The organism is Streptomyces sp. NPDC085932 (assembly GCF_044540525.1).
Classification (GTDB): domain Bacteria; phylum Actinomycetota; class Actinomycetes; order Streptomycetales; family Streptomycetaceae; genus Streptomyces; species Streptomyces levis.
On sequence record NZ_JBITSJ010000001.1, the window covers coordinates 1,949,817 to 1,971,661 of the forward strand.

20 protein-coding genes and 2 pseudogenes are annotated in these 21,845 nt (G+C 72.1%); 13 read left to right on the forward strand and 9 right to left on the reverse strand.

Features of this window, described 5'->3' with window-relative positions; genetic code table 11:
* Positions 1-234: 234 nt before the first annotated feature.
* Positions 235-542, reverse strand: a pseudogene (locus tag ACIGAQ_RS08350) (class I SAM-dependent methyltransferase); the annotation flags it as partial.
* A gap of 33 nt (positions 543-575) precedes the next feature.
* Positions 576-2,180, reverse strand: coding sequence for an FAD-binding oxidoreductase (locus tag ACIGAQ_RS08355; RefSeq protein WP_399780192.1), 1,605 nt, complete (start codon positions 2,178-2,180; stop codon positions 576-578).
* Between the two features lie 67 nt (positions 2,181-2,247).
* Here ACIGAQ_RS08355 and ACIGAQ_RS08360 point away from each other — a divergent pair, with 67 nt between their 5' ends.
* The 5 genes from ACIGAQ_RS08360 to ACIGAQ_RS08380 all read left to right on the forward strand — a co-directional run bounded on the left by ACIGAQ_RS08360 (position 2,248) and on the right by ACIGAQ_RS08380 (position 6,790).
* A complete protein-coding gene (locus ACIGAQ_RS08360) occupies positions 2,248-2,883 on the forward strand; it encodes a TetR/AcrR family transcriptional regulator (RefSeq protein WP_399780195.1) in 636 nt (211 codons plus the stop codon).
* A gap of 152 nt (positions 2,884-3,035) precedes the next feature.
* Positions 3,036-3,794, forward strand: coding sequence for an SDR family NAD(P)-dependent oxidoreductase (locus ACIGAQ_RS08365; RefSeq protein ID WP_399780198.1), 759 nt, complete (start codon positions 3,036-3,038; stop codon positions 3,792-3,794).
* A gap of 80 nt (positions 3,795-3,874) precedes the next feature.
* A complete protein-coding gene (locus ACIGAQ_RS08370; protein WP_399780201.1) occupies positions 3,875-4,774 on the forward strand; it encodes an AraC family transcriptional regulator N-terminal domain-containing protein in 900 nt (299 codons plus the stop codon).
* A gap of 172 nt (positions 4,775-4,946) precedes the next feature.
* Positions 4,947-5,942 (forward strand): aldo/keto reductase, encoded by a 996-nt coding sequence (locus ACIGAQ_RS08375; protein WP_399780205.1) that lies wholly within the window; start codon positions 4,947-4,949, stop codon positions 5,940-5,942.
* Between the two features lie 8 nt (positions 5,943-5,950).
* Complete coding sequence (locus ACIGAQ_RS08380) at positions 5,951-6,790, forward strand: helix-turn-helix transcriptional regulator (RefSeq protein WP_399780207.1); 840 nt, start codon at positions 5,951-5,953, stop codon at positions 6,788-6,790.
* A gap of 56 nt (positions 6,791-6,846) precedes the next feature.
* Here ACIGAQ_RS08380 and ACIGAQ_RS08385 read toward each other — a convergent pair whose 3' ends face one another.
* Complete coding sequence (locus ACIGAQ_RS08385; protein WP_399780210.1) at positions 6,847-7,275, reverse strand: ester cyclase; 429 nt, start codon at positions 7,273-7,275, stop codon at positions 6,847-6,849.
* 86 nt (positions 7,276-7,361) lie between these two features.
* Between ACIGAQ_RS08385 and ACIGAQ_RS08390 the strand changes: the two genes are divergently transcribed.
* On the forward strand, positions 7,362-7,997 hold the full coding sequence (locus tag ACIGAQ_RS08390) for a TetR family transcriptional regulator C-terminal domain-containing protein (protein ID WP_399780214.1): 636 nt from the start codon (positions 7,362-7,364) through the stop codon (positions 7,995-7,997).
* A 7-nt stretch (positions 7,998-8,004) separates the two neighbouring features.
* Here the strand turns inward: ACIGAQ_RS08390 and ACIGAQ_RS08395 are convergent, their stop codons facing one another.
* Positions 8,005-8,910, reverse strand: a complete 906-nt coding sequence (locus ACIGAQ_RS08395; protein WP_399780217.1) for a helix-turn-helix domain-containing protein — start codon at positions 8,908-8,910, stop codon at positions 8,005-8,007.
* 170 nt (positions 8,911-9,080) lie between these two features.
* Here ACIGAQ_RS08395 and ACIGAQ_RS08400 point away from each other — a divergent pair, with 170 nt between their 5' ends.
* Positions 9,081-10,007, forward strand: coding sequence for an alpha/beta hydrolase (locus ACIGAQ_RS08400; protein WP_399780220.1), 927 nt, complete (start codon positions 9,081-9,083; stop codon positions 10,005-10,007).
* A 296-nt stretch (positions 10,008-10,303) separates the two neighbouring features.
* A pseudogene (locus tag ACIGAQ_RS08405) lies at positions 10,304-11,004 on the forward strand (class I SAM-dependent methyltransferase).
* Positions 11,005-11,078: 74 nt separating this feature from the next.
* Here the strand turns inward: ACIGAQ_RS08405 and ACIGAQ_RS08410 are convergent.
* On the reverse strand, positions 11,079-12,020 hold the full coding sequence (locus ACIGAQ_RS08410) for a hypothetical protein (RefSeq protein ID WP_399780223.1): 942 nt from the start codon (positions 12,018-12,020) through the stop codon (positions 11,079-11,081).
* Positions 12,021-12,216: 196 nt separating this feature from the next.
* Between ACIGAQ_RS08410 and ACIGAQ_RS08415 the strand changes: the two genes are divergently transcribed.
* Complete coding sequence (locus ACIGAQ_RS08415) at positions 12,217-12,606, forward strand: hypothetical protein (RefSeq protein ID WP_399780226.1); 390 nt, start codon at positions 12,217-12,219, stop codon at positions 12,604-12,606.
* A gap of 101 nt (positions 12,607-12,707) precedes the next feature.
* On the opposite strand, the gene ACIGAQ_RS08420 is transcribed toward ACIGAQ_RS08415, so the two are convergent.
* Together ACIGAQ_RS08420 and ACIGAQ_RS08425 are read right to left on the reverse strand one after the other, a co-directional pair.
* Positions 12,708-13,523, reverse strand: a complete 816-nt coding sequence (locus ACIGAQ_RS08420) for a hypothetical protein (protein WP_399780229.1) — start codon at positions 13,521-13,523, stop codon at positions 12,708-12,710.
* Positions 13,524-13,764: 241 nt separating this feature from the next.
* Positions 13,765-16,893: a CHAT domain-containing protein gene (locus ACIGAQ_RS08425; protein WP_399780233.1), complete on the reverse strand. Its 3,129-nt coding sequence runs from the start codon at positions 16,891-16,893 to the stop codon at positions 13,765-13,767.
* 84 nt (positions 16,894-16,977) lie between these two features.
* Between ACIGAQ_RS08425 and ACIGAQ_RS08430 the strand changes: the two genes are divergently transcribed.
* Positions 16,978-17,646, forward strand: coding sequence for a DUF6338 family protein (locus ACIGAQ_RS08430; protein ID WP_399780235.1), 669 nt, complete (start codon positions 16,978-16,980; stop codon positions 17,644-17,646).
* Positions 17,643-17,843 carry a hypothetical protein gene (locus tag ACIGAQ_RS08435; RefSeq protein WP_399780238.1) on the forward strand — a complete coding sequence of 67 codons (201 nt, stop codon included), beginning with the start codon at positions 17,643-17,645 and terminating at the stop codon, positions 17,841-17,843. Before ACIGAQ_RS08430 ends, ACIGAQ_RS08435 begins: the two co-directional genes overlap by 4 nt.
* 113 nt (positions 17,844-17,956) lie before the next feature.
* On the opposite strand, the gene ACIGAQ_RS08440 is transcribed toward ACIGAQ_RS08435, so the two are convergent.
* Positions 17,957-18,532, reverse strand: a complete 576-nt coding sequence (locus ACIGAQ_RS08440) for a heme-binding protein (RefSeq protein WP_399780240.1) — start codon at positions 18,530-18,532, stop codon at positions 17,957-17,959.
* A gap of 244 nt (positions 18,533-18,776) precedes the next feature.
* Here ACIGAQ_RS08440 and ACIGAQ_RS08445 point away from each other — a divergent pair, with 244 nt between their 5' ends.
* Positions 18,777-20,198 (forward strand): histidine kinase, encoded by a 1,422-nt coding sequence (locus tag ACIGAQ_RS08445; protein WP_399780243.1) that lies wholly within the window; start codon positions 18,777-18,779, stop codon positions 20,196-20,198.
* On the forward strand, positions 20,195-20,854 hold the full coding sequence (locus ACIGAQ_RS08450) for a response regulator (protein WP_399780246.1): 660 nt from the start codon (positions 20,195-20,197) through the stop codon (positions 20,852-20,854). Before ACIGAQ_RS08445 ends, ACIGAQ_RS08450 begins: the two co-directional genes overlap by 4 nt.
* 253 nt (positions 20,855-21,107) lie before the next feature.
* On the opposite strand, the gene ACIGAQ_RS08455 is transcribed toward ACIGAQ_RS08450, so the two are convergent.
* Positions 21,108-21,686 (reverse strand): hypothetical protein, encoded by a 579-nt coding sequence (locus ACIGAQ_RS08455; RefSeq protein WP_399780249.1) that lies wholly within the window; start codon positions 21,684-21,686, stop codon positions 21,108-21,110.
* Between the last annotated feature and the right edge of the window lie 159 nt (positions 21,687-21,845).

Consider the following 21,845-nt stretch of genomic DNA (forward strand, 5'->3'; position numbering starts at 1 on the left):
TAGCCAACTCGAAAGCCCGTCGGGAGCGTTGACCCGGCTCGCTACCTCAGTCTCCTTGCCTCGCGTGCGATGTCAGCCAGGGCGGACAGCCACGGCCAAGCTCACCACGTAGTGCATAGCTGGGCAGGTTCACGAGAGGCGCATCGAGCGGGGACGCCTCCAGTCCCCACCATCTGCCGTAGGGAGAAGCTGAGTCGGGACGGCTACTTGTCGGGTCGGGCTCGAGTCGTTCCACACGGACTCGCAGGCGAGCGGCAGGCTGTCGACGTCAGCGAGGACGAGGGGGACATGGGGCAGTCCGTGGCGGAACTGCGCGGCCATTCCAGCACCGGGTTCCACCGAGATGACACGCGCACCCCGGGCATGAAGGAGGGCGGTCGCCAGTCCGGTGCCCGCGCCGAAGTCCGCGAGCAGGCACCGTTCAAGGGCCGGCCGGCGAGTTCCTCGACCGCATCGAGCAACGCGGGCGGAGGGGAAGGACGGTTCGCGGCATGGCCGGCGGCTGCCCTGTCGAAGGAGCGGGCCTGCGAGGTGATCGTCATCTGAGGCCGCTCCCGCCCGACCGGCCGGGCTTTTCAGTCGAGCAGGACCCCGGGGTTGAGGATGCGGTGCGGATCCAGGGCGTCCTTGGCGGCGTGCAGGGCCAGCGCGAAGGGCTCGGGGCGCTGGAGGTCATAGGCGGGGCGGTGGTCGCGGCCGACGGCGTGGTGGTGGGTGATGGTGGCGCGGTGGCGGTGCAGGACCTCGTTGGCGACGGCTTTGATGTCGTCCCAGACCTCGACCTCCTCACCGGGCCGGCCGGCGACGGCCACGGTGAAGTAGGGCGCGGCCCCGTCCGGGTAGACGTGCGTCAGGCGGCAGTTGACGGTGGCCGGGTACCCGGTGGCCTTGAGGGCGGCGGCGCCGACGTCGCTACGGACGTCGGCGATCAGGGCCGGGATCCTGTCCCAGGTGGCGGCGGTCTCGAAGGTCTCGACGACGGCCCCCATGCGGGCCAGGCCGTCGCGCAGGTACGGCATGCGCAGGAACGCCGAGCGCCAGGCGCTGACCGCCCAGTCGGCCGTGGTGTCGTCGGCGGCCGCACGCGTCCTGCCGTGTCCGCCGTGGGCGCGGGCCAGGTCCACGGCACTCGTGAGGCGGTCGCCGACGGGACCGGTGGCGGACTCGAAGCCGAGGACCAGGACGGTGGAGCCGTCGTCGCAGGCCCCGGCGAACAGGGCCTCGCCGGGGTCGAGCAGGCGGCAGTTGGCCGGGGCGAGGCCGGACCGGGCGATGGCGCGCACGGCGTCCAGCGCGCGGTGGAAGTCGCTGAAGGCGACGGATGCGGAGGCCTTGTGGCGGGGGCGCTCCTGCAGGCGCATCCAGGCCTCGGTGATGACGCCGAGCGCGCCCTCGGAGCCGAGGAAGAGCCGGTCGGGCGACGGTCCGGCGCCGGATGCGGGCAGGCGCCAGGACGTACCGGCTCCGGCCGGCGTGATCACGTTCAGGGACTGCACGAAGTCGTCGATGTGGGTGGGGCCGGTGGCGTAGTGGCCGCCGGCGCGGGTGGCCAGCCAGCCGCCGAGGGTGGAGAACTCGAAACTCTGCGGGAAGTGGCGCAACGTCAGCCCGTGGGGCCGCAACCGGGCTTCCAGCACGGGCCCGAGGGCGCCGGCCTGGATGCGGGCCGAGCGGCTCGCGGTGTCGATCTCCAGGACGCGGTTCATCGAGGTCAGGTCGAGCGACAGCACGGCGCGGTGGGTGTCGCCGCGGTACTCCACGCCGCCGACCACCGAGGAGCCGCCGCCGAAGGGGATGACGGCCACCTGGTGCTCGCCGGCCCAGTCCAGCAGGTCGGCCACGTCCTGGTCGCCGGCCGGGTGGGCGACGAGGTCGGGGATCCTTCCTGGCCGGCCGCGCAGGGCCCGGATGACGTCGCGGTACGCCTTGCCCATGGCGTGGGCGGCGCGCGCCGGCGGGTCGGCGGTGACCAGATGGGCCAGGGAGGGCGGGGGAGTGGCGGCCGGTGCGGCGATCGGCAGGTCGGCGATGCGGGGTATCGGCAGCGGACGGTCCAGGGTGCCCGGCAGCAGGGCTCCCAGCGCGGCGCACTCGGCGTCGTCGGGGTGGGCGTCGGCGTAGCCCCAGCCCCACCAGGAGCGGGTGCGGGAGGTGCCGGGGTCGGTCGCGGTGGCAGGCATGGGCGCGCTCCAACGGCTCCAGATCAACTTACCCAACGGTAAATTACCCTAGGGTAAAATCGGGTTCATGACAACGCACTCGTCGAAGGCCGGCACCAAGGGCGTGCCGAGAGCCGACCGTGAACGCCAGGTCCTGGCCGCGGCCACTGAGGAGTTCGGCCACCACGGCTACGAGGCGACCACCGTGGCCGCCGTCGCCGCCCGCGTCGGCGTCACCAAACCGCTGCTGCACCAGTACTTCGGCAGCAAGCAGGACCTCTACCTCGCCTGCCTCGTCCCGGTCGGTGACCGGCTGCTGGGTGCCCTCCGCGTCGCGATGGCCGAACGCGACACCCGCGTGCCGTCCACAGCCCTTCGCGTGCTGAACGCCCTGTTCACCGCCCTGGACGGGCAGCGCGAGACATGGTTCGTCCTCTACGACCCCTCACTGCCGCCCGGCAGCGAGGCCGCCCGCCGCGCGGCGTACTACCGCGACGCCATCGACGACCTCGCCGCCATCGGCACCGCCGACCTGCTGCGCGCCGCCGGAACCAGCGACCCGCTCGACGCCGACGCCCTCAAGCACGCCTGGCGCGGCCTGTGCACCGCTCTGGTCCGCTGGTGGATCAACCATCCCGACCAGTCACCCGAAGCCATGTCCCGGCGCTGCGCCCGGCTCTTCGCGGCCCACACCCTCCTCACCACCGGCCACGACAACGCGTGAACCGAACCGACGCCCGACTCTGGGAACGCGGCAGGATCGTGCAAGAGAGCGAGAGGATCTTTCTGTTCCGCAGGACGGCTGCGCGGTTGGCTTGACGTGTCACATTCGCACGAAGCCTCACGGCTCCGTGGGCACGTCCAGGAGGACAACCAATGAAGGTAGCCGTCGTCACCGGCGCCAGTTCCGGCATCGGCCGGAGCGCGGCCGTCCAGATCGCCCGGCGCGGGTCCGGCGTCATCCTGACCTACAGCTCCAACGAGGAGGGCGTCCGGGACACCGTCCGCGAGATCGAGCGGTCGGGCGGCACCGCCGTGGCGCTGCGCCTCGACATCGGCGACACGGCCGGCTTCCCGGCCTTCCACGACGCCGTGGCCGGCGCCCTGCGGGACACCTTCCAGCGGGACTCCTTCGACCAGCTGGTCAACAACGCGGGTTTCGCCGGAATGGCGTGGATCAAGGAGACCAGCGAGCAGGAATTCGACAGGCTCACCGACGGCCTGTTCAAGGGCCCCTTCTTCCTCACCCAGGTCCTGCTGCCGCTCCTGGCCGACGGCGGCGCCATCGTCAACGTGACGAGCAACTCGACGCTGCCCCACGTGACCGCGCCCGGCTACTCCGTCTACGCGGCCCTCAAGGGCGCCCTGGTCGTCCTCACGCGGTACATGGCCAAGGAGTTCAGCGCCCGCGGCATCCGGGTCAACTCCGTCGCTCCCGGCGCCACCCGCACCCGTTTCGCGAACGACGCGTTCGCCCGGAACCCGGACATCATCCCGGAGCTGGCGAAGACGTTCGCGCTCGGGCGGGTGGGCGAGCCCGACGACATCGGCATGGTCATCGCCATGCTGGTGTCCGAGGAGGGGCGCTGGATCACCGGCCAGGACATCGAGGTCTCAGGCGGCCAGAACCTCTGACCACCCGACCGCCACCCGTTCCTCGCCTGTTCCCGCCGCGGCAGGAACAGGCAGGGACCGATCCCGGCAAGATGAGAAGCATGTCCCTGGACGAGATGTGCGAGCTGGTGAACCGGCATGCGCGCCCCGACATGACCACGGCGATCGACGGCGTCCGGGCCTGCAGATTCAACCCGCGCAGCGCACCCACCGTCGGCATGTCCGGCACCGTGCTGGCGGTCGTCGCCCAGGGCGGCAAGCGCCTGGCCCTGGGCGAGCGCCTGTACGAGTACCGGCCCGGTCAGTACGTCGTCACCTCGGTCGATCTCCCGGTCACCGGCCACGTCATCGACACCGGGCAGCCCACCCTCGGCTTCGGCATGACCCTGCATCCCGCCGACATCGCGCAGCTGCTCCTGGAGGCCGGCCCCGGCGACCTGCCCGCCCCGGCGCCGGCCGCACCGGTGGGCATCGCGGTCGGCGACGCCCCGGCGGACATGCTGGATGCCGTCGTCCGGCTGCTGCGCCTGCTGGACCGGCCCGCCGACCGCAAGATCCTCGCCCCGCTGATCAAGCGGGAGATCCTCTGGTACCTGCTGCGCGGCGAGCAGGGCCCCGCCATCCGTCAGCTCGGTCTGGCGGACAGTGGACTGGCCCACATCAGCCGGGCGGTCCGGCAGATCCGAGAGCACTACGCGGAATCGTTCCGCGTCGAGGACCTCGCCCGGACCGCGGGCATGAGCGTGTCCGCGTTCCACCGCAACTTCCACGCCGTGACGGGGATGAGCCCCATCCAGTTCCACAAGCGCATCCGCCTGCAGGAGGCCCGGCTGCTGCTGGCCGGCCGCCCGTCCGACGTCACCGGTGTCGGCCACACCGTCGGCTACGCGAGCTCCTCACAGTTCACCCGCGAGTACCGTCGTCTGTTCGGCATGCCGCCCAGCCAGGACGCGGCACGGCTCCGAGGCACGCCAGGCCTGTCGGGTGCGGCCCTGCCCTGAGGTCTGGCCTGCGGTGTTCGGCCGATCTACCGCCCGGCCGAACACCGCAGACCACTGCGGTCCACAGCGTCGTCCTCGAAAGACGGGTCTGAGCCGGACGCTGGAAGTCAGCCGGTGCCGCAGGACGCTGTCATCGGCACCGAGGCGCGGTGTCCACCGGCAGGAGGCAATGATGAGCATCAGCACGCACAAGATCGGCAGCCAGGGTCTCACGGCGTCGGTCCAGGGCCTGGGCACCATGGGGATGACCGCGATGTACGGCACCCGGGACGACGCCGGTTCGGTCGAGACCGTCCACCGGGCGATCGAACTGGGAGTGACGATGTTCGACACGGCCGATATGTACGGCCCCTTCACCGGTGAGGAGCTGCTCGGGCGGGCGGTGGCCCCGTACCGGGACCGGGTGGTGCTGGCGACGAAGTTCGGCGGGCTGACGCTGGACGACTCCGGCAAGGTCGTCGGCGGCCCGAACGGGCGGCCCGACTACGTGCGACGCGCCGTGGAGGGCTCGCTGCGCCGGCTGGGAACGGACCGTATCGACCTGTACTACCAGCACCGGGTGGACCCGGACGTGCCCGTGGCGGAGACCTTCGGTGCACTGGGCGAGCTCGTCGCCGAGGGCAAGGTGCGCCACCTGGGCATCAGCGAGGCGTCGGCCGGGACGATCCGCGCGGCCCATGCCGCGGCACCGCTGTCGGCCGTGCAGACCGAGTACTCGCTGTTCACCAGGACCGTGGAGGCCAACGGTGTGCTGGACACGGTGCGCGAGCTGGGCATCGGCTTCGTCGCCTACGCACCGCTTGGGCGGGGTTTCCTCACCGGGCGGCTGCGTTCGCTCGACGAGCTGCCGGAGAACGACTGGCGGCGCACCGCGCCCCGCTTCAGCGGCGAGAACTTCGCCCACAACCTCGCCCTCGCGGACCGCGTACGGGTCATCGCGGAGAAGTTCGGCATCACGCCGGGGCAGCTGGCTCTGGCATGGGTGCTGGCCCAGGGCGTCACCGCCATACCGGGCACCAAGCGGCGCGGCTACCTGGAGGAGAACGTGGCCGCCGCGGCACTCACCCTGGACGCCGACACGCTGAGCACCCTCGGCGAGGTGATCGGCGCCGACGAGGTGACAGGTGCGCGTTACTACTCGGACGGCATGAGGGCCATCCAGGAATGAGCGGCGCGATGAACCACAACGACCTCGGATCCTTCCTCCGCGCCCGGCGCGAGGCACTGCGCCCGGCGGACGTCGGCCTGGTCGCCGGCGGCCGGCGCCGCACCCCCGGCCTGCGGCGCTCCGAGGTCGCCCTGCTGGCGAACATCTCCGTCGACTACTACGAGCGGCTGGAACAGTCCCGCAACGCCCACCCCTCGCAGGCCATGCTCGCGAGCCTGGCCGGTGCGCTGCGCCTGTCGGTGGACGAGCGCGACCACCTCTACCGGCTCGCCGGCTACGCCCCGCCGTCCAGGGGCGGAGCCGGCCGGTACGTCGACCCGGCGATGATGTTCCTGCTCGACGCCCTCACGACGGTCCCGGCCCACGTGATCGACGACCTGTCCACGATGCTCGCGCAGAACCGGCTGAGTCAGGCGCTGCTGGGCTCCTGGCCCCTGGGCGAGGCCCGTGAGGGCAACGTCATCTGGCGCTGGTTCACCGATCCGGCCTCGCGCGCCCTGAACGTCGCCGAGGAACACGAGGCGATCGGGCGAGGCTACGCGGCGGACCTCCGCGTCGCCGCCGCCGGCCGGGGCGGCGACGCGGTGGCGGACCGACTCGTGGCCGACCTGCTCACCGCCAGCGAGGAGTTCAGCGGTTACTGGCAGGAGATGACCGTCACGCCGCTGAGGTCCACGCGCAAACTGCTGATCCATCCGCACGTGGGAGAACTCGACGTGCAGTGCGATGTCGTACTGAGCTCGATCACCGGCCACCGCATGGTGGTCTTCCGCCCCCAGCCCGGGTCCGACGCCGCAGAGCGCTTCACGTTCCTGCAGGTCGTGGCGGGACAGAATCTCGACGCCTGATCCGGACGGGGAAGGCGGCTTGCGACTCGCCGTCGTCCGCCGGCCGCCCGGACGCGTCAGTGCGTCCGGGCGGCCGGTGCCGTCAGGTGCTGGTACAGCTCCCAGCTGGAGCGTTCGACCCAGTTGTGCAGGAGCTTGCCGTCTTCGCGCACCGCCCAGACCGCGGTTCCGGTGAAGGAGATCGGCTGTCCGTCGGGCTCGGTCCCCAGGACGCCGTTGTTCAGTCCGTGCACGCGCCAGCGTGAGGCGACCCGGCTCCCGTCCTGGTTCTGGAAGGTTTCGATCACTTCGAGACGCAGGTCGCGGACCTGGTCGAGGAAGTTCTTGATCCAGGCCTTGAAGTTCTCCCGTCCCTCGATCCGCACACCCCCGCTGGTGATGACGAAGTCCTCCACCACGAAGTCGTCGACCTTCTCCGGATCGTGGGCGTTCCACACCTGCGCCCAGAACGCTTCGACGACCTGAACCGAAGTCGTGTGTGCCATGAAGTCCTCCGTCATCGATTTGCCCGGCCATGCCTTGGACCGCCGGTGCCCGCCCCACCATACATACATGTATGTATGGTGGGGGCATGAAGAAATCCGCCGCAGCCCCCGACGCGGCCGCCTCCGCTCCCGCCAGGGAACGCCTGATCGAGAGCACCCGGCAACTGCTCTGGGACCGGGGCTATCTCGGCACGAGTCCGACCGCGATCCTGCGCCGGTCAGGCGTCGGCCAGGGCAGCATGTACCACCACTTCGACGGCAAGCCCGCGCTCGCCCTGGCCGCCGAACAGCGCAGCGCCCACCTCATGCAGACCCGGATCCGCGAGGTCTTCTCCGGCGGCGGCTCGGCGCTGGAGAAGATCGTCGTCTATCTGCTGCTGGAACGGGACGTGCTCCGGGGATGCAGCGTGGGGCGACTGGCCGGCGATCCGGACGTCATCGCCGACGACGCGCTGCGCACGCCCGTCCAGGAGACCTTCGCGGTCCTGCTCGACTGCCTGACCGAGGCCGTCACCGAAGCCCAGTCGGCCGGCGACCTGGACCCACGGCTGCGGCCGGAGCGGACCGCCGCGACCCTGGCCGCCGTCGTCCAGGGCGGCTACGCCCTCGCACGCGCCGAACAGTCCGACGAACCCTTCAATCGCGCCGTCCGGGGCGCCCTCGACCTGCTCGGCGTCGATACGGACGAGGCCACCGCCGCGCCCGGCCGCGAGGGCGGATGAGCCGGCCTCAGGCCTCCGCGGACCGCCGGCCCGCCTCGCCGGACGACGCCGCGCTGCCTGATCCGCGTGGAGCGTCGGACGCCCATGAGATCAGGATGCGCAGCGCGTCGTGCGAGGGCGAACCGGGGTCCGCGGTGAGGACCATGAGGCGCTGACCGGAGTCGTCGGGGCTGTCCCACGTGTCGCAGTCGAGGGTCAGCTCGCCGACCGCCGGATGGCGGTAGTGCTTGGTGCCGTAGCCGGCCGAGTTGACGTGGTGCTCGGCCCACCAGGTGCGGAAGTCGGCGTCCTGGACGGAGAGCGCGCCTACCAGCTGCGTGAGACCCGGGTCGTCGGGGTCGGCCGCGGCCTCCATGCGGAGCGCTGCGACCACGTCACGTGCGTCGTGTTCCCACTCCAGGTGCAGGGCCCGGAAAGCGGGATCGGTGAACATCAGCGACACGTAGTTGCGCCGTGCGGCGGGGACGCGGGCGAAGTCGGTGTAGAGCGCGGTGGCTGCCCGGTTCCAGGCGAGGATGTCCATGCGCTTGCCCAGGACGAGACAGGGAGCCTCGGTGAGCTGCTCCAGCAGACGGCGGACGGCCGGTCGCACACGCTGGGCCGCACGCCGGCGGCGCGGTCCGGAGCCGGTCCTGCCCGCGATGTCGAAGAGGTAGACCTGCTGGTCGTCGTCCAGACGCAGCGCACGCGCAAGGGTGGTGAGCACGGATGCCGACGCCTGGACCCGCCCCTGTTCCAGCCGGGTGTAGTAGTCGACGCTGATCGCGGCGAGCCGGGCCACCTCCTCCCGGCGCAGCCCCGCGACCTTGCGGTGGCCGCCGGTCTCGGGCAGGCCCACGTCGTGCGGGGTCAGCCGAGCGCGGCAGGCCTTGAGGAAGGCACCGAGTTCGCCGGATCCGGAGGGCACGTTCATACGCACATTCTGAGCCCTCGCCCCCGCGCGGTGAGGGGGCAGATTCCTTCCCGGGCAGAAGTCCGGCTCTGTTGCCGGTGCGGGAGCACGGCGACGCTGGGATCACGCCGCGGCACGACGCCCGGCCGGGCCCCCAGCGGGTCCAGCACCGACAGCACAACGGAGTCCTCGTGATGAGAACCGACGTCACCTTCGACAGCGCCGGCATCGCCCTCGCCGGCCACCTCTACACCCCGCCGTCCACCGCCGGCGGCCCCCGCCCGGCCATCGTCGTCGGCCACCCCGGAAGCGGGGTCAAGGAACAGGCGGCCGGGCTCTATGCGAGCCGACTGGCCGAGCAGGGCTTCATCACCCTGGCCTTCGACGCCGCCCACCAGGGCGAGAGCGGGGGCACCCCGCGCGACCTGGAGGACCCGGCGCAGCGCGTCGAGGACCTCAAAGCCGCCGTCTCCTACCTCACCACCCTCCCCGCGGTGAATCCCGACCGGATCGGTGCGCTCGGCATCTGCGCCTCCGGCGGCTACGTCCTGCCCGCCGCGGGTGGCGACCACCGGATCAAGGCCGTCGCCACGGTGAGCGCCGTGGACGTCGCCCGCCAGTTCCGCTTCGGCGCCGACGGCACACAGGACCCGACGGTGTTCCAGGGCATGCTCGGCGCGGCAGCCGACGCCCGCACCGCCACGGCCCGGGGCGAGCAGGCGCCCGCACTCGAACTGTTCCCCGCATCGGTCGAGCAGGCCCGCGCGATGGGCGGCGAGCACGGTGCCGAGGGTTTCGAGTACTACCGCACCCCCCGCGCACAGCACCCCCGAGCAGCGTCCTTCCTCGACTGGACCAGCATCGACAGAATGGCCGGCTTCGACGCGTTCGCGCTCCTTCCGCTCCTCGGGCGGCGTCCGCTCCTGATGATCGCGGGAACCCGAGCGGTGACGTCGTGGATGACCGTCGAGGCCTTCCAGAAGGCGGTCGGCCCCAAGGAATGCCATTGGATCGACGGCGCAAGCCACGTCGACCTCTACGACAAGGACCAGTACGTCACCCCCGCCGTGCAGAAGCTGACCGACTTCTTCACTACGGAACTCGACCGGCGGACCTGACTCTCCGCGCGCCCAGGCGGTCACCTCTCCTCCACGACCGGCCGTCGCCACGGCGTGGTCGACCCTCACACCCCAATCCCCGCTCTCGGGGCCGAGGCGGTGAAGGCTGAGCAGCGACGCGGGGACAGTGGTCGGCAGCAGTGGCATCCCGGCATCCTCTCTCCTGCCACCGGCAACTCCCGTCGAACCTCCTTCCGGTCCCACCGTCTTGCGTCGACTCGGGACCGACGGCCCGCCCGGGTGAGATGTGAGCCGAACGGTCCGCGGGCCCGGTCACGGCGGCCAGGATGGTCCGGATGACCACCGGCACCACAGACACAGACCTCTGGCACCACTACGGCCGCGCCCGCGCCACCCGCGACCGCGCCGTTCCCGACACCTTCCACTGGAGTTGGAGCCAGGACGCCGGGCCCGGCCCCGAGGTCCTCGGTGACCTGACCGGCCGCTGTGCGGGCGACCTCGGCGCGGGCACGGCCCGGCACGCAGCACACCTGGCGGTCCATCACCAGCCGGCCCGGGTCGTCGCCGTCGACGCCTCGCCCGCCCAGCACGCCATGGCAACCGACCTCTACGCCCATCTCGCGCCCCGGCTGCGCATCGTGCGGTCCGACGCGGTGCCCCACCTACGGTCGACGACCGACACGTACGACGTGCTGTACAGCGTCTTCGGCGCCGTGGACTCACCGACCCGCGTGAGCTGCTGCCCGCGGCGGCAGCCGCTCTGAAGCCGGGCGGGCGACTGGTGTTCGCAACCCTCGCCCACTACTTGAACGGGGCGCCCGCCCAGTCCGACGCCGTGGCCGCCGACATCCCGGCGAGGACACCGGACGGCGAAACCACCACGATGCGCCGCTGGGTCCTCCGCGAGCACGTGTGGACCGAGCTGCTCGACGGGGCCGGATTCACCGACCTCAGCGTTGATGTGCTGCCTGCCACCACCACCGGCGGGCCTCGCACCGCTGACACCCTGCTGGTGACCGCGCACCGCCCGTCATAGAACAGGGGACCGGCTTCACCCTCGACCCTCGACCTGCGGCCTGCCGAAAACGGCCTACGGCACGGCGGGGCCGGTCACGTCCAGGAGGTGCTGAACAGGGCGTATTCGAGCAGGTCGGGTGAGGCATCCGACGGCCAGGTACTCGATGCCGCCGCCTGACGGGTGGCCGCCTCCATGAAGGAGAGGTAGACCGCGTAGCGGTGCGGTGACCAGTTCCCGTCCCTCCAGACCCAGTTGGCGATCGAGCCGTCGGGGTCGTGGCCGGTCTCCCGGCCGACTGCCTGGGCCAGGGACCGCAGACGCCGGGCCAGAACCCGGTCCAGGACGAGCGGCTGGGGCCCGGTCGCCGACGGAACCGTCTTGCCGACGAAGTAGAGAAACTTGGTGGAGAACGACGGACCGAGCCCGGGAACCAGGCCCTGAAGCCCCGCGTAAGCAGCCTCTGCACCGTGCTCGCTCAAGGTGGTGACCCCACGGGCCAACGCGGTGTCCAGGCTTTCCACGCTCAGGATCTTCCGCAAGGAGGCGGGACCGCTGCCGCCGGGGGAGCCGCGTTTCCCCTTCCCCCACACATAGGTGGCGACCAGGGCCTCTCTGAAAGCCTCACGCCGCAGCGCGTCCGTGACGATCGATACCACCTGCGCCCGGCTGATCCCGGCATCGCCGGTGTGGGACCTCGAAGCCAGTGCCGAGGGCCACGGGGCGATCCGCGTCCACCGGCTGGGCGTGTAGCGGACCGTGTGCGCGCCCGGGGTCCCGTCCGCGAACTCCGCACCGCACCCGCTCCACCAGCGCCCCAACTCCCGGACGGCAGCATCAGGCAGAGGACGCGCGGCCATCTCCCGATCCACCGCGTCCGCCCGGTCCTGTCTGTTCACAACACCCCCGAGGCCCGACTCTGCTCTGCCGTGCAGCCACACCGGCGCGGCCAGGAAGGCCCACATCACCACCACCGCCCGGCCCACGCCGACGTGCACCCCCTCGTCCGCCGCCACGGTGACCAGGCGTTCCCGCACCCCCGTCGAAGCTTCCGCGCCCCTCGCAGGAGGCGGACACCCCCTGACATCTGTCAGGAGCGACGGCGCACATGGGTTCTTACGATACCGGTGCCTGGTCAGTGCGCCCGGATTGCGCCGGCCCGTGTGCGCCGGGGAGACCGCCGGTCACTGGCGAGGCACATGGCACATGTTGTTCAACAGGAAGAGAACCACCATGCGGCGCAGCACTTCACGCTCGATGACCAAGCTCATGACCGCAGCGGCGGCAACCATCGCGGTGGCGGGAGGCGCGGCCGCGCCGGCCGCCGCAGCGCCGGCGCCGTCGGCGGAGCGGTCCGCGGCCCAGACGGTGAGCATTCAGGCGCAGACCGTCACGACCTGGATCAACGGCAATGTGCGCATCGGGCCTTCGACGGGTTACCGGATCGCCTATCCCGTGGCGGCGAACCAGAACCTGAGCGCCGAGTGCTGGCTCGAGGGTGGCTACGTCAACGCCAACGGCGTCTACCACAACAAATGGGTGCTCCTCTCGGACGACAACTACATCTGGGGCGGCCTGCTCAAGGGCAACGAGGTGGGCAACGTCTCCAGGTCCTGCTTCTGACACGACGTCAGGCGCGCGCCGCAGTCGGGTGGCGCGCGCCGGTCCCCGTTCTGCTGCCGGCCGGGCAGGCCGCCCGTGAAGGGCTGGCTGGGGAGCGGCCTCTACAGCGCGCCGGACACGGGATCCGCGTCCCAGCCGCGTACGCGATGGACACGAGCGGTCTTCGGATAGCGCGACGGGGAGTCCGGCCGGGGGCCGATCTCGAAGAGGTCGATCAGCAGGAAGAGCGGATACGCCGGAGCCTGTGCCGACCGTTTCACGACGACGCCCTCACATCCGATGAGCGTCCCCGACGGCCCCCACAGGACGGTCCAGGTGTGCGGCTTCGACGCGTTCAGGGGCAGGACGACCTCCGTCATGTCGGTCGTCAGCCGCCGGTCCGAGTGCGCCTTCACCCCGCAACGGGCGCGGCTTTCCTGCTCACCGACGGTATCGGCGTCGATCTCGAAGACGCACACCTCTCCGGTGTCCTGTTCGGAGAGGTGCTCCGTCCCCACGAGCCATGCCGCGAGCATGCACCCCCTGTCCACACTCGCACTGACCGTCACGTCCACACGCCCGGCCGTGGGTGCCCACAGCAGGCTTTCCGGGGTCTGCGTGCGCACGACGAGCCCATCCGGCCGATGCCGATGCGTTCCGCGGTGCGATCCCACCGGCCCGGAGAAGACGCCGGTCTGCACGTTGGACACCCGCAGCGGAGCGTCCTCCTCGCGCCAGTCCGGCTGGTCGGCGTCGATCCGCAGCCGCAGTCCGGCGCGGTCGATGTCGTAACGGGCCCGTGACCTGTCGGGTGACGTCCAGTGCGGCAGATAGTGATCGACCCACCGATCCCGCCTGAGGTGCGGGGCGGTGAAATCGTCCTCGAAGTCGGCCGCACGGGCCGGGGGTTCGGGGAGACGCACGACATCGGGACCCATGGCGCAATCCTGACAGACGACCACGCGGCAACCCGAGGAGCCGCCCTGCTCGACGCTCGCCCCCGTGCGACGGCCGAACCCCCTGACCAACGGCCGACACACATCGTGGCGCTCTTCGGCCCGCCGGTAGCCGAAGGCACCCGATGAAGCAGCTCCGAGTGCACCGGGCCGGGCCCGTCCGGCAGGGCGTACGCGGACCCGGGACGCGGCCGGTTGAGGCCGAGCCCCATGCTGCCACCCGCTACGGGCCGATGTGCACATGGGCTGCCCACAGGCCCGGCATGCTCGGGTAAGCGGCCCGCAGTTCACGCACCGTGTGGTGCACGGCCAGCGCCGGGTCGACGGTCGTCGTCCCGGTCAGGCGGCCGTAGAAGCGGCGGGCCGCCTCGACGGCGACGCCGTCGTCGACGCGCCACAGCGTGCCGACGACATGGCGGTAACCGGCCACCGACAGTGCCGCGCCGAAGTGCGTCGCCTCGTCGGGCAGGAGCACCGAGGTCTGGGCCGCCTCGCAGGCCGACAGGTAAGCCAGTTCGCCGCCCGGCACGTCCTCGTGCAGGACGTCCTGGGCGAGCAGCGGGTCTGTCTGGTGGTCGTGGAGCACGAGCACGGTGCCGTCCGGTGTGTTCCGGCCGTGCCCCGCGAAGTGCAGACAGGGGTGCCGGCCCAGTGCCTGCAACACCGTCTGCCGCGTCGCCTCCCGATCCGCCAGTACCCGGGCCCCGGGCAGCAGGTCCGCGAGCAGGCGTGCCTCGGCCTCGGCGCCGGGCACCGGAGTCGCGCCGGGTGCCCGGGGGACGCTGACCACCAGCGGATCGCGCACCGGGCCTGGAGGCCGCCGCCGGCCCGCTCGGAGCATGCGTACGGTGGGGGCGTACGACGACACCGCCAGTTCGGTCATCGACGGCCCGCCGGGAGCCGCGGCAGCGTGCAGCGGCAGGAACCACAGCGGCCCGGACGGCACCCACCAGATCCGCAAGGGTGCCGTGCCGGACCCTTCCCCGTGCTCCGGCGCCCCCGGACCGGCCGTGGCCAGCTCCCACACCGGTGCGGCCACCCGGTCCCAGAGCTGCTCCAGCACGGCGGAGACGGCGCGCTGCCCCCGCACGAACGCCCCCTGGTCGCCCTCCGCGCGGGCCCGGTCCGCGGCGTCGAGCGCCCGATGCAGGTCCGCAGCGGCCGAGTCCAGCAGGTCGGCGCGAGCGCCGGGCAGCGGAACGACCGTGACCTCCCCGTCCCACAGCACCAGGGCGTCTCCGCGCAGGGAACCGGTGTTCAGCAGGACCATCGGGCCCTCGCCCGTGTCTGCCGCCAGATCGGCGAAGCGAGGCGGCAGCCCGAAGTCCGCGAAACCCGGCACCTTCCGGATGCGCCGGCCGATCCGCTCGCGGTCGTCGAGCAGCCCCCGCCGCTTGTCGCGGTGGTCGCCACGGCGGGCTTCAGCGCTTCCGTCGAACCGGTGCAACTCCCGGGAGGCCGTCCCGTAGTCCCGGGCAAGTGCCGGGGCGACCTGCTCCAGCCCCACGATGTCCGCCCGGTCGCCGAGCACCTCCGACAGCAGCACCGCCCGGTGCTCCTCGAAGGCCACCGCTGCCTCCTCCGCCCGGCCCAGGGCGACCAGACAGGTCACCAGGTCCCCGACCAGACTGCGGCCTTGCTGCAGCCAGGCACGCCGGGTGGTCTCGGGGATGCCGTGCGTGCGCAGGGCGTGGATCTGCCGCAGCGCCTCCCTCAGCGCCTGCTCGGCCGCCGCCCACTGTTGCTCTCCCATGGCCAGGGTGGCGGCGAGACGGGCCGAGCGCAGCGTGCGCTGTGGACCTTCGGAGGCGGTGCCGCCCCGGATCGCCTCGTCCAGCGCCTCGACCCCGTCCTGCGCGGCAGCGCCCTGGCCGGATGTCATCCCGGCCAGGGCATACGCACTGCCCAGCATCGCTTGCCACTGGGCACGCGTCTGCGGGTCCTTCCCGGCCGCGATGCGCTCACGTACGACGGTGATCAGCTCCCGCGCACCGGCGGCGTCGGACTCGGCCAGGGCGCGCATCAACCGGGCCTGCACCCGGTACACGCGCAGCATCGTGACGACCTGCGCCCGCCCGGGCTGGGCCCGGCCTCCTGGCAGCGCGACGTCCGGGGCGTCACCCCCGTCGCCGAGCAGGAGGGCGGCCCGGTCGAGCGCACTCTCCGCCTCGGCGAGTTCGGAGGCGGCCGGACCGGAGTCCGGGTCGGTGGCGAACCGGACCAGGAACCGCATCAGCAGGCAGTGGCCGAGGACGGTCAGCAGCGTGCCGGGCAGGTCCTCGTCGTCCGGGGAGGCCACTCCGGCGTCGACGCCGAGCAACGCCAGCCGCACATCGGCGATGGCCGCGTCGATCAGCTCCGTGCCGCACCGCGGACCGAACTTGTCGAACAGGTACTCGTGCCCTCCTTGCAGGGTGACGGCCAGTTGCAGGAGACAGCCGAACACCGCCGGATGGTGGTGCGGCAGCAGAGCGTCGACGACCTTGCGCATGCGCGCGACGGCCTGCTCGAAGTCGCTCCAGATGCCGAGGCGGGCGAACCGGGCGGCGTACAGCCGCCCGACATCCATCTGGCATTCCAGGGCGAGACCGTGCTCCCCGGCCGCCTCCATGCACCAGGCCGCCTGAGCCATGGCCCCGACCGCCTCGTCCAGCGCGCCGGGATCCTTGGAGCGGTGGAAGACCGCCTCGTGCCGGTCGGCGTCCTTCAGGGCACGATCCGCCCGGCGACGCAGATCGCGGGCTGTTGCCGATCCCGGCGGTGCGGCGAACATGCCGGGCGGCGGGACGGCGGGCGGGGTCTCCTCGCGTGGCGCCGGAGCCGGGGGAGGCGTCTCGCCCAGCGACCGCAGGAAGTCGTCGATGTCGGCCTTCAGGTACGGGTCACGCAAGCCGGCGGCCAGCGCACGTGCATCACGCAGCACGTCCTCGCCCACCGCACCGCCCCGCAGCCGGATGAGGTCACGTTTGGCGAACAGATACTGGGTGAACGGCCGCCGGCCGCCGGGGCGCCTGCGCGCCGACGGACGGTGGCCTCCGCCGAGCAGGACGTTCGCCTCGGCCAGCAGGCCCAGGGGGTCGGGCGCATACCGGGTGTGCAGAAACAGCAGCCCCACGTCGTGCAGGGCATCCGCCGGGGCGCCGGCGCCTTCTCGGGCGCGTTCACGGTTCAGCACCGCCATCGACTCGAACGTCATGGCGCACAGCGAACGATGGCGCCGGGCCCGGCGCACCGCCCGGACGAACGCCTTGTCGAGCCTGCGGTCGTACAGATCGTCGGGATCACCGCTCGACAGGGCCGCCCTCACCTGTTCGACGAAGGCCGCCACCACCTCGTGCTCGGTCCGCCGCATCAACCGCCCCCAGAATTCCGCGTGTCTTCTGGCTAACCTGTCGACCGTCGAAGTCGTTCCGCTCGGACAAGGTGACGATGCCCTGTGCAACCACCGGCCACGGTAACCCAGTTGATTCTGCTGGCGGTGGCACTGCTGCCCGGCGTCGTCTACCAGTTCGTCCGCGAGAGCCGGCGCGGCCTGGTGCCGGGGGAGAGCGACCTCGGGCACCGCCTGCTGCGCGCGCTGACCGTGTCGGTCGTACTCGACAGCCTGTACTTCGCGGTGCTCGGCAGCCGGCCGGCCGAACTGGTCCGGCCCGACAGCTTCCCCGGTCACGCCCGCGAAGCCGCCCTCCACGCGCTGATCCTGCTGTTCGCGCTGCCCGCGCTGGCCGCCCTCACGGTGTCGTGGCTCGAACAGCGGCGCCTGCGAGCGCGGTACCGGGGAACGCCGACCGCGTGGGACCACATGTTCCGCGACCGGGACGCCTGTTACCTCAGGGCACGCCTGAAAGACGGGACCTGGGTGGGCGGTTGGTACGGGGAGCGTTCGTACGCCAGCTCCTTCCCGCAGGCGCCTGAGCTGTACCTGGAGCGGTCGCACCGGATGGCGGCCGACGGCACCTTCGGCGCTCAGGTGCACAACACGCGTGGGCTGTACGTGCGGGGCGAGGACATCGACATACTGGAACTCGTCGACCAGTGGACGCCCCCGCAAGGCCCCGGCCCCGGGGCCGGGGCCGGGGACGACGTGAGGAGCAACGCAGGATGACCCAGCAGGACACCGCCCCCGACGACGGTCTCACGCCGGAGGAGCGTGCCTTCCTCTCCGCCCCCGGCATGCCGCGCGGGTACGCGCCCGTCAACGCCGCGTCCGAGCCCGGACCGCCGCCCCCCGGACCGGCCGGTGCCTCCGGCCCAGCGCCCGCGGCCGGTTCGGAGGAGGAGAACGACGAGTCCGGCACCTGACGCCGACCCCTCGGGCGGCCTGAGGGAAGGACCGGCCGGCATCTTGTACGGCATGCGTACGGAATCCGTGCGCGTCCTGTACGTACCTCGCACAGGTCCGCGACCGCGTGTCGCTAGCGGCCCAGAACCGCTGCGCCCGCCCGCGCGTACTTCTCGTCCAACGTGCCGGACGGTGCTCCGGCCACGCCGATACCGGCGATCGGCGCGCTGCGGGCCGAGACCGGGACGCCACCGCCGAGGAAGAGGGTGCCGGGGATGTCCTTGAGGTTCGGCGTCTGCTGAAGGCGTCCGGACAGCTCGGACGTGGGCGCGTTCCAGGACACGGCGGTGAACGCCTTGCGCTCCGCCGACTCGTACGACTGCGGGCCCGCACCGTCGCCGCGGAGCGTGACGACGGTGTTGCCGTTGCGGTCGACGACGGCCACCGTGACCCGCTGACGCTCCGCCTCGGCGGCGTCGAGCGCGGCCCGCGCGGCGCGGGTGGCGGCGTCGATCGTCAGATGCGTGGAGGTGGTCGTGGCGCCCGAGTCGACGGAGTCCGCCGCGACGGAGTCCGCCGCGACGGAGTCCGCCGGGACGGCGCCCGGCGCGGAGGCGTTCGCGGACACCGTGCCGAAAGCCGCGGCGCCGACGACGGCGAGGGCGACGGCGCCGGTGGTGATGCGGGCGCGCCTGGAGAGGTTCTTCATTCTGGTCTGCTCCTCGGGACGGGTGGGCGGCCACCGTGGTCCGGGCCGCCCGTGGTGTTCTCCACCCTCGCCCCGTCACCTGCACCGCCCGGTCGGTGGTCCGGCTGTTCCCGGCGTGCGCATCGGACGATGGCGGTGTCATCCGATCGGTTGACCCCCAGGTCGTCCCGAGCCGCGACAATGGGAGTGTTTGCGCAGCTCAGCGCAAGCGAACAGGGGAACGCTGGAAGGGAGGCATGGGCGAATGCCGAAGCCGTACGACCCGCACGACCGGTGGCTGGGCGCCGTGCTGCACGCGGCGTTCTTCCTGCTGCTCGCTGGTGCCCTGGCCCGCTTCCTGACACGTCACCCGGGTGAGCCCCGCACGCCGTGGATCATCGCCCTGTCGTTCGCCCTGGCTGTCCTGCACCTGCTGGGGCCCGCTCCGGCCGACGCACCAGCAGACCCGGACCTGCGGCGAGCGGACCGGCGGCGAGCAGACCGGCGGACGCCCAAGCGCAGCCGAGCCGCCCGCCTGTCATCCCTCCGACCCCGCCGGCCACACCGCGCACCCGCCAGCACCCGACCGACCCCCCGGCACCCGTCCTATCCCCGGCCATCGTCCGATCCCCGCCCGTCCGGTCACCGGCCATATACCGATCCCCGACCGGCCGAACCCCGGCCGACCTCCGATCCACGACCCTCCTGGCTCGGAGCGGCTTGGCTCGCGCTGGTCGTCGCCGTGTGGATGGTGCTCGTGGTCCTCGCGCCGAGCTTCTCCTGGTGCGCGGTACCGCTCTTCTACACCGGCCTGCGCACTCTGCCGACTCGCGCGGCACTCCTCCTGGTCGCCGTCCTGACGACGTTCGTCGTCGCCGCGCAGCTCAGACTCGCCGGGCACCTCGACCCGAACCAGCTGCTCGCGCCTCCGGCCGTCGCCGCCATCGCCACGGCCGTGTTCCTGCAGACCCGCAGACAGGCCGCTCGGCAGCGCTCCCTGATCGACGACCTGCTCCGCACCCGTCGCGAACTCGCCGCGTCCGAGCGCCGTGCCGGCACCCTCGCCGAACGCCAGCGGCTGTCCATGGAGATCCACGACACCCTCGCCCAGGGGCTGTCCAGCCAGCGCATGCTCCTCCAGGCAGCGGAACGGGTGTGGGAGTCGGAACCGGGCAAGGCACGTGACCACGTTCGGTCCGCCGCCTCCGTCGCCGAGCACAACCTCGCCGAGGCCCGGCGCTTCGTGCACGACCTGGCCCCCGCAGACCTCACCCACGGCAGCCTCGACGACGCACTGCACGCCCTGGCCGCCCGCGAGTCCGGCGACCACCTCGACGTGCGCGTCCACCTGGACACCGGCGCACGGACCCCACCGCTGCCGGACCGCGTCCAGTCGGCCCTGCTGCGCGTCGCCCAGGGGGCCCTGGCCAACGTCCGGGAACACGCCGACGCGACCACCGCCGTGCTCACCCTCACCGTCCTCGACGACCAGGTCGTCCTCGACGTCACCGACGACGGCCGCGGCTTCGACCCGGCGGCAGCAGCCGTACCCGCCGGGACGCGCGGCCACGGCCTGCCCGCCATGCGGGCCCGGCTCGCACAGCTCGGCGGCACCCTGACCGTCGAGTCGACACGACGAGAGGGAACGGCTCTGTCCGCCGTCGTCCCCCTGGAGACCACCCCATGACCCACCCCGCCACCCCGGCCCCGGACCCTGCCCCCGTGCACATCCTGGTCTGCGACGACCACGCGGTCGTCAGGGCCGGCCTGCTCGCCCTGCTCGACAGTGCCCCGGGCATCGAGGTGGTCGGCCAAGCGGCAACCGGCGAGGAAGCACTCGCCCTGTCCGCGAGGCTGGCCCCGGACGTGGTGCTGATGGACCTCCAGCTGGGAGAGGGCACCGACGGCGTGGAGACCACCCGCCGCCTCACGACCGCCCCCGGCCCCTCCCCGCACGTCCTCGTGCTGACCACCTACGACACCGACGCCGACATCACCCGCGCCATCGAGGCGGGCGCGACCGGCTACCTCCTCAAGGCCGAACGCCCGGAAGAACTGTTCGCCGCGATCCACGCCGCCGCCCAAGGCCGTCCCGCGCTCTCCGCGCCCGTCGCCAGCCGGGTCATGGCCGGCCTGCGCAGCCCGCGCCCCTCCCTCACCGGCCGCGAGCGCGACATCCTGACCCAACTCGCCCGCGGCCTCGGCAACCGCGAGATCGCCCGGACCCTGTTCATCAGCGAGGCCACGGTCAAGACCCACCTGCGCCGGATCTACGACAAGCTGGGCGTCGACAACCGCGCGGGCGCGGTAGCCGTCGCGAAGGAACAACGCCTGCTGCCGTGAACACACCCCGGCACGGATGACTCCGCCTGCCGCCTGCGCCACTGGCGCTCATGCCGCCCCGACGGCGCCGGACTGCCGGCCCCGACCCCGCGGGACTAGGACCCGTGTACGGTCTCTCCAACCGGTCGGCCGCCGCCGTGGCTCAAGGACTCAGGAGCTCAAGGACTCAGGAGCTCAAGGACTCACGAGCTCAAGGACTCAGGAGCTCAAGGACTCACGAGCTCAAGGACTCACGAGCTCAAGGGGCACGAGCTCAGGAGTAGGTCATCGGGCAGCCGTACCGCTGGGAGTACTGCGCGGCGCGCAGGTAGAGCGCCACGTAGAACGCCGCGTCCCGGTCCTCGGCCCACGGCCCCGGCCGCACCCGGGCGGTCCGCTCCGCCCCACCCTCCGAGAACCACAGGCTCAGCGCGAGGTTCTCACCTGCCGGTATCGCCTCCACGGGCAGTCCGACGGCACCGGCCAGCCGCTCGGCCAGGGCGCGCACCCGCGGGGCCCCGGCGACCACTGTGTCCTCGCCGGAGTATGCGGTGCCGACCGGGAGCACGATCTCCTCCTCCAGCGAGAACGGCACCAGCACGCTCCAGCCGAGGAGAGCCGACAGCTCCGCCTCGGTCAGCAGCGTCCTGCACAGCGCCACGAAGCCGTCCATGGACGGGCTGACCTTCTCCTCGAACCAGCCCGGCGCCTCCCGCGCGTCCTGCCGCAGCTCGTGACGGGGCAGCCCGCGTCGCTCCAGCTCGGTGTTCAGCGCGGCGGCGACGTCCCCGTACCCGTCCTCCCCCCGCCGCGACCAGTCCCGCGCGGCGACACTCACCAGATACACACCCATGACCGCAACGTACCGGGCACCACCGACAACACCCCGGCCCCTCGCGGCAAACAGCGCGGCGGCCCGCGATCGGTGTCGACCAGGTCGGTGGGGACGCGGTAGTGCCGCGGCCAGCCACTCCCATGCGCCAGCTCTGAAGAAAATCTGCACTGGCCGCAG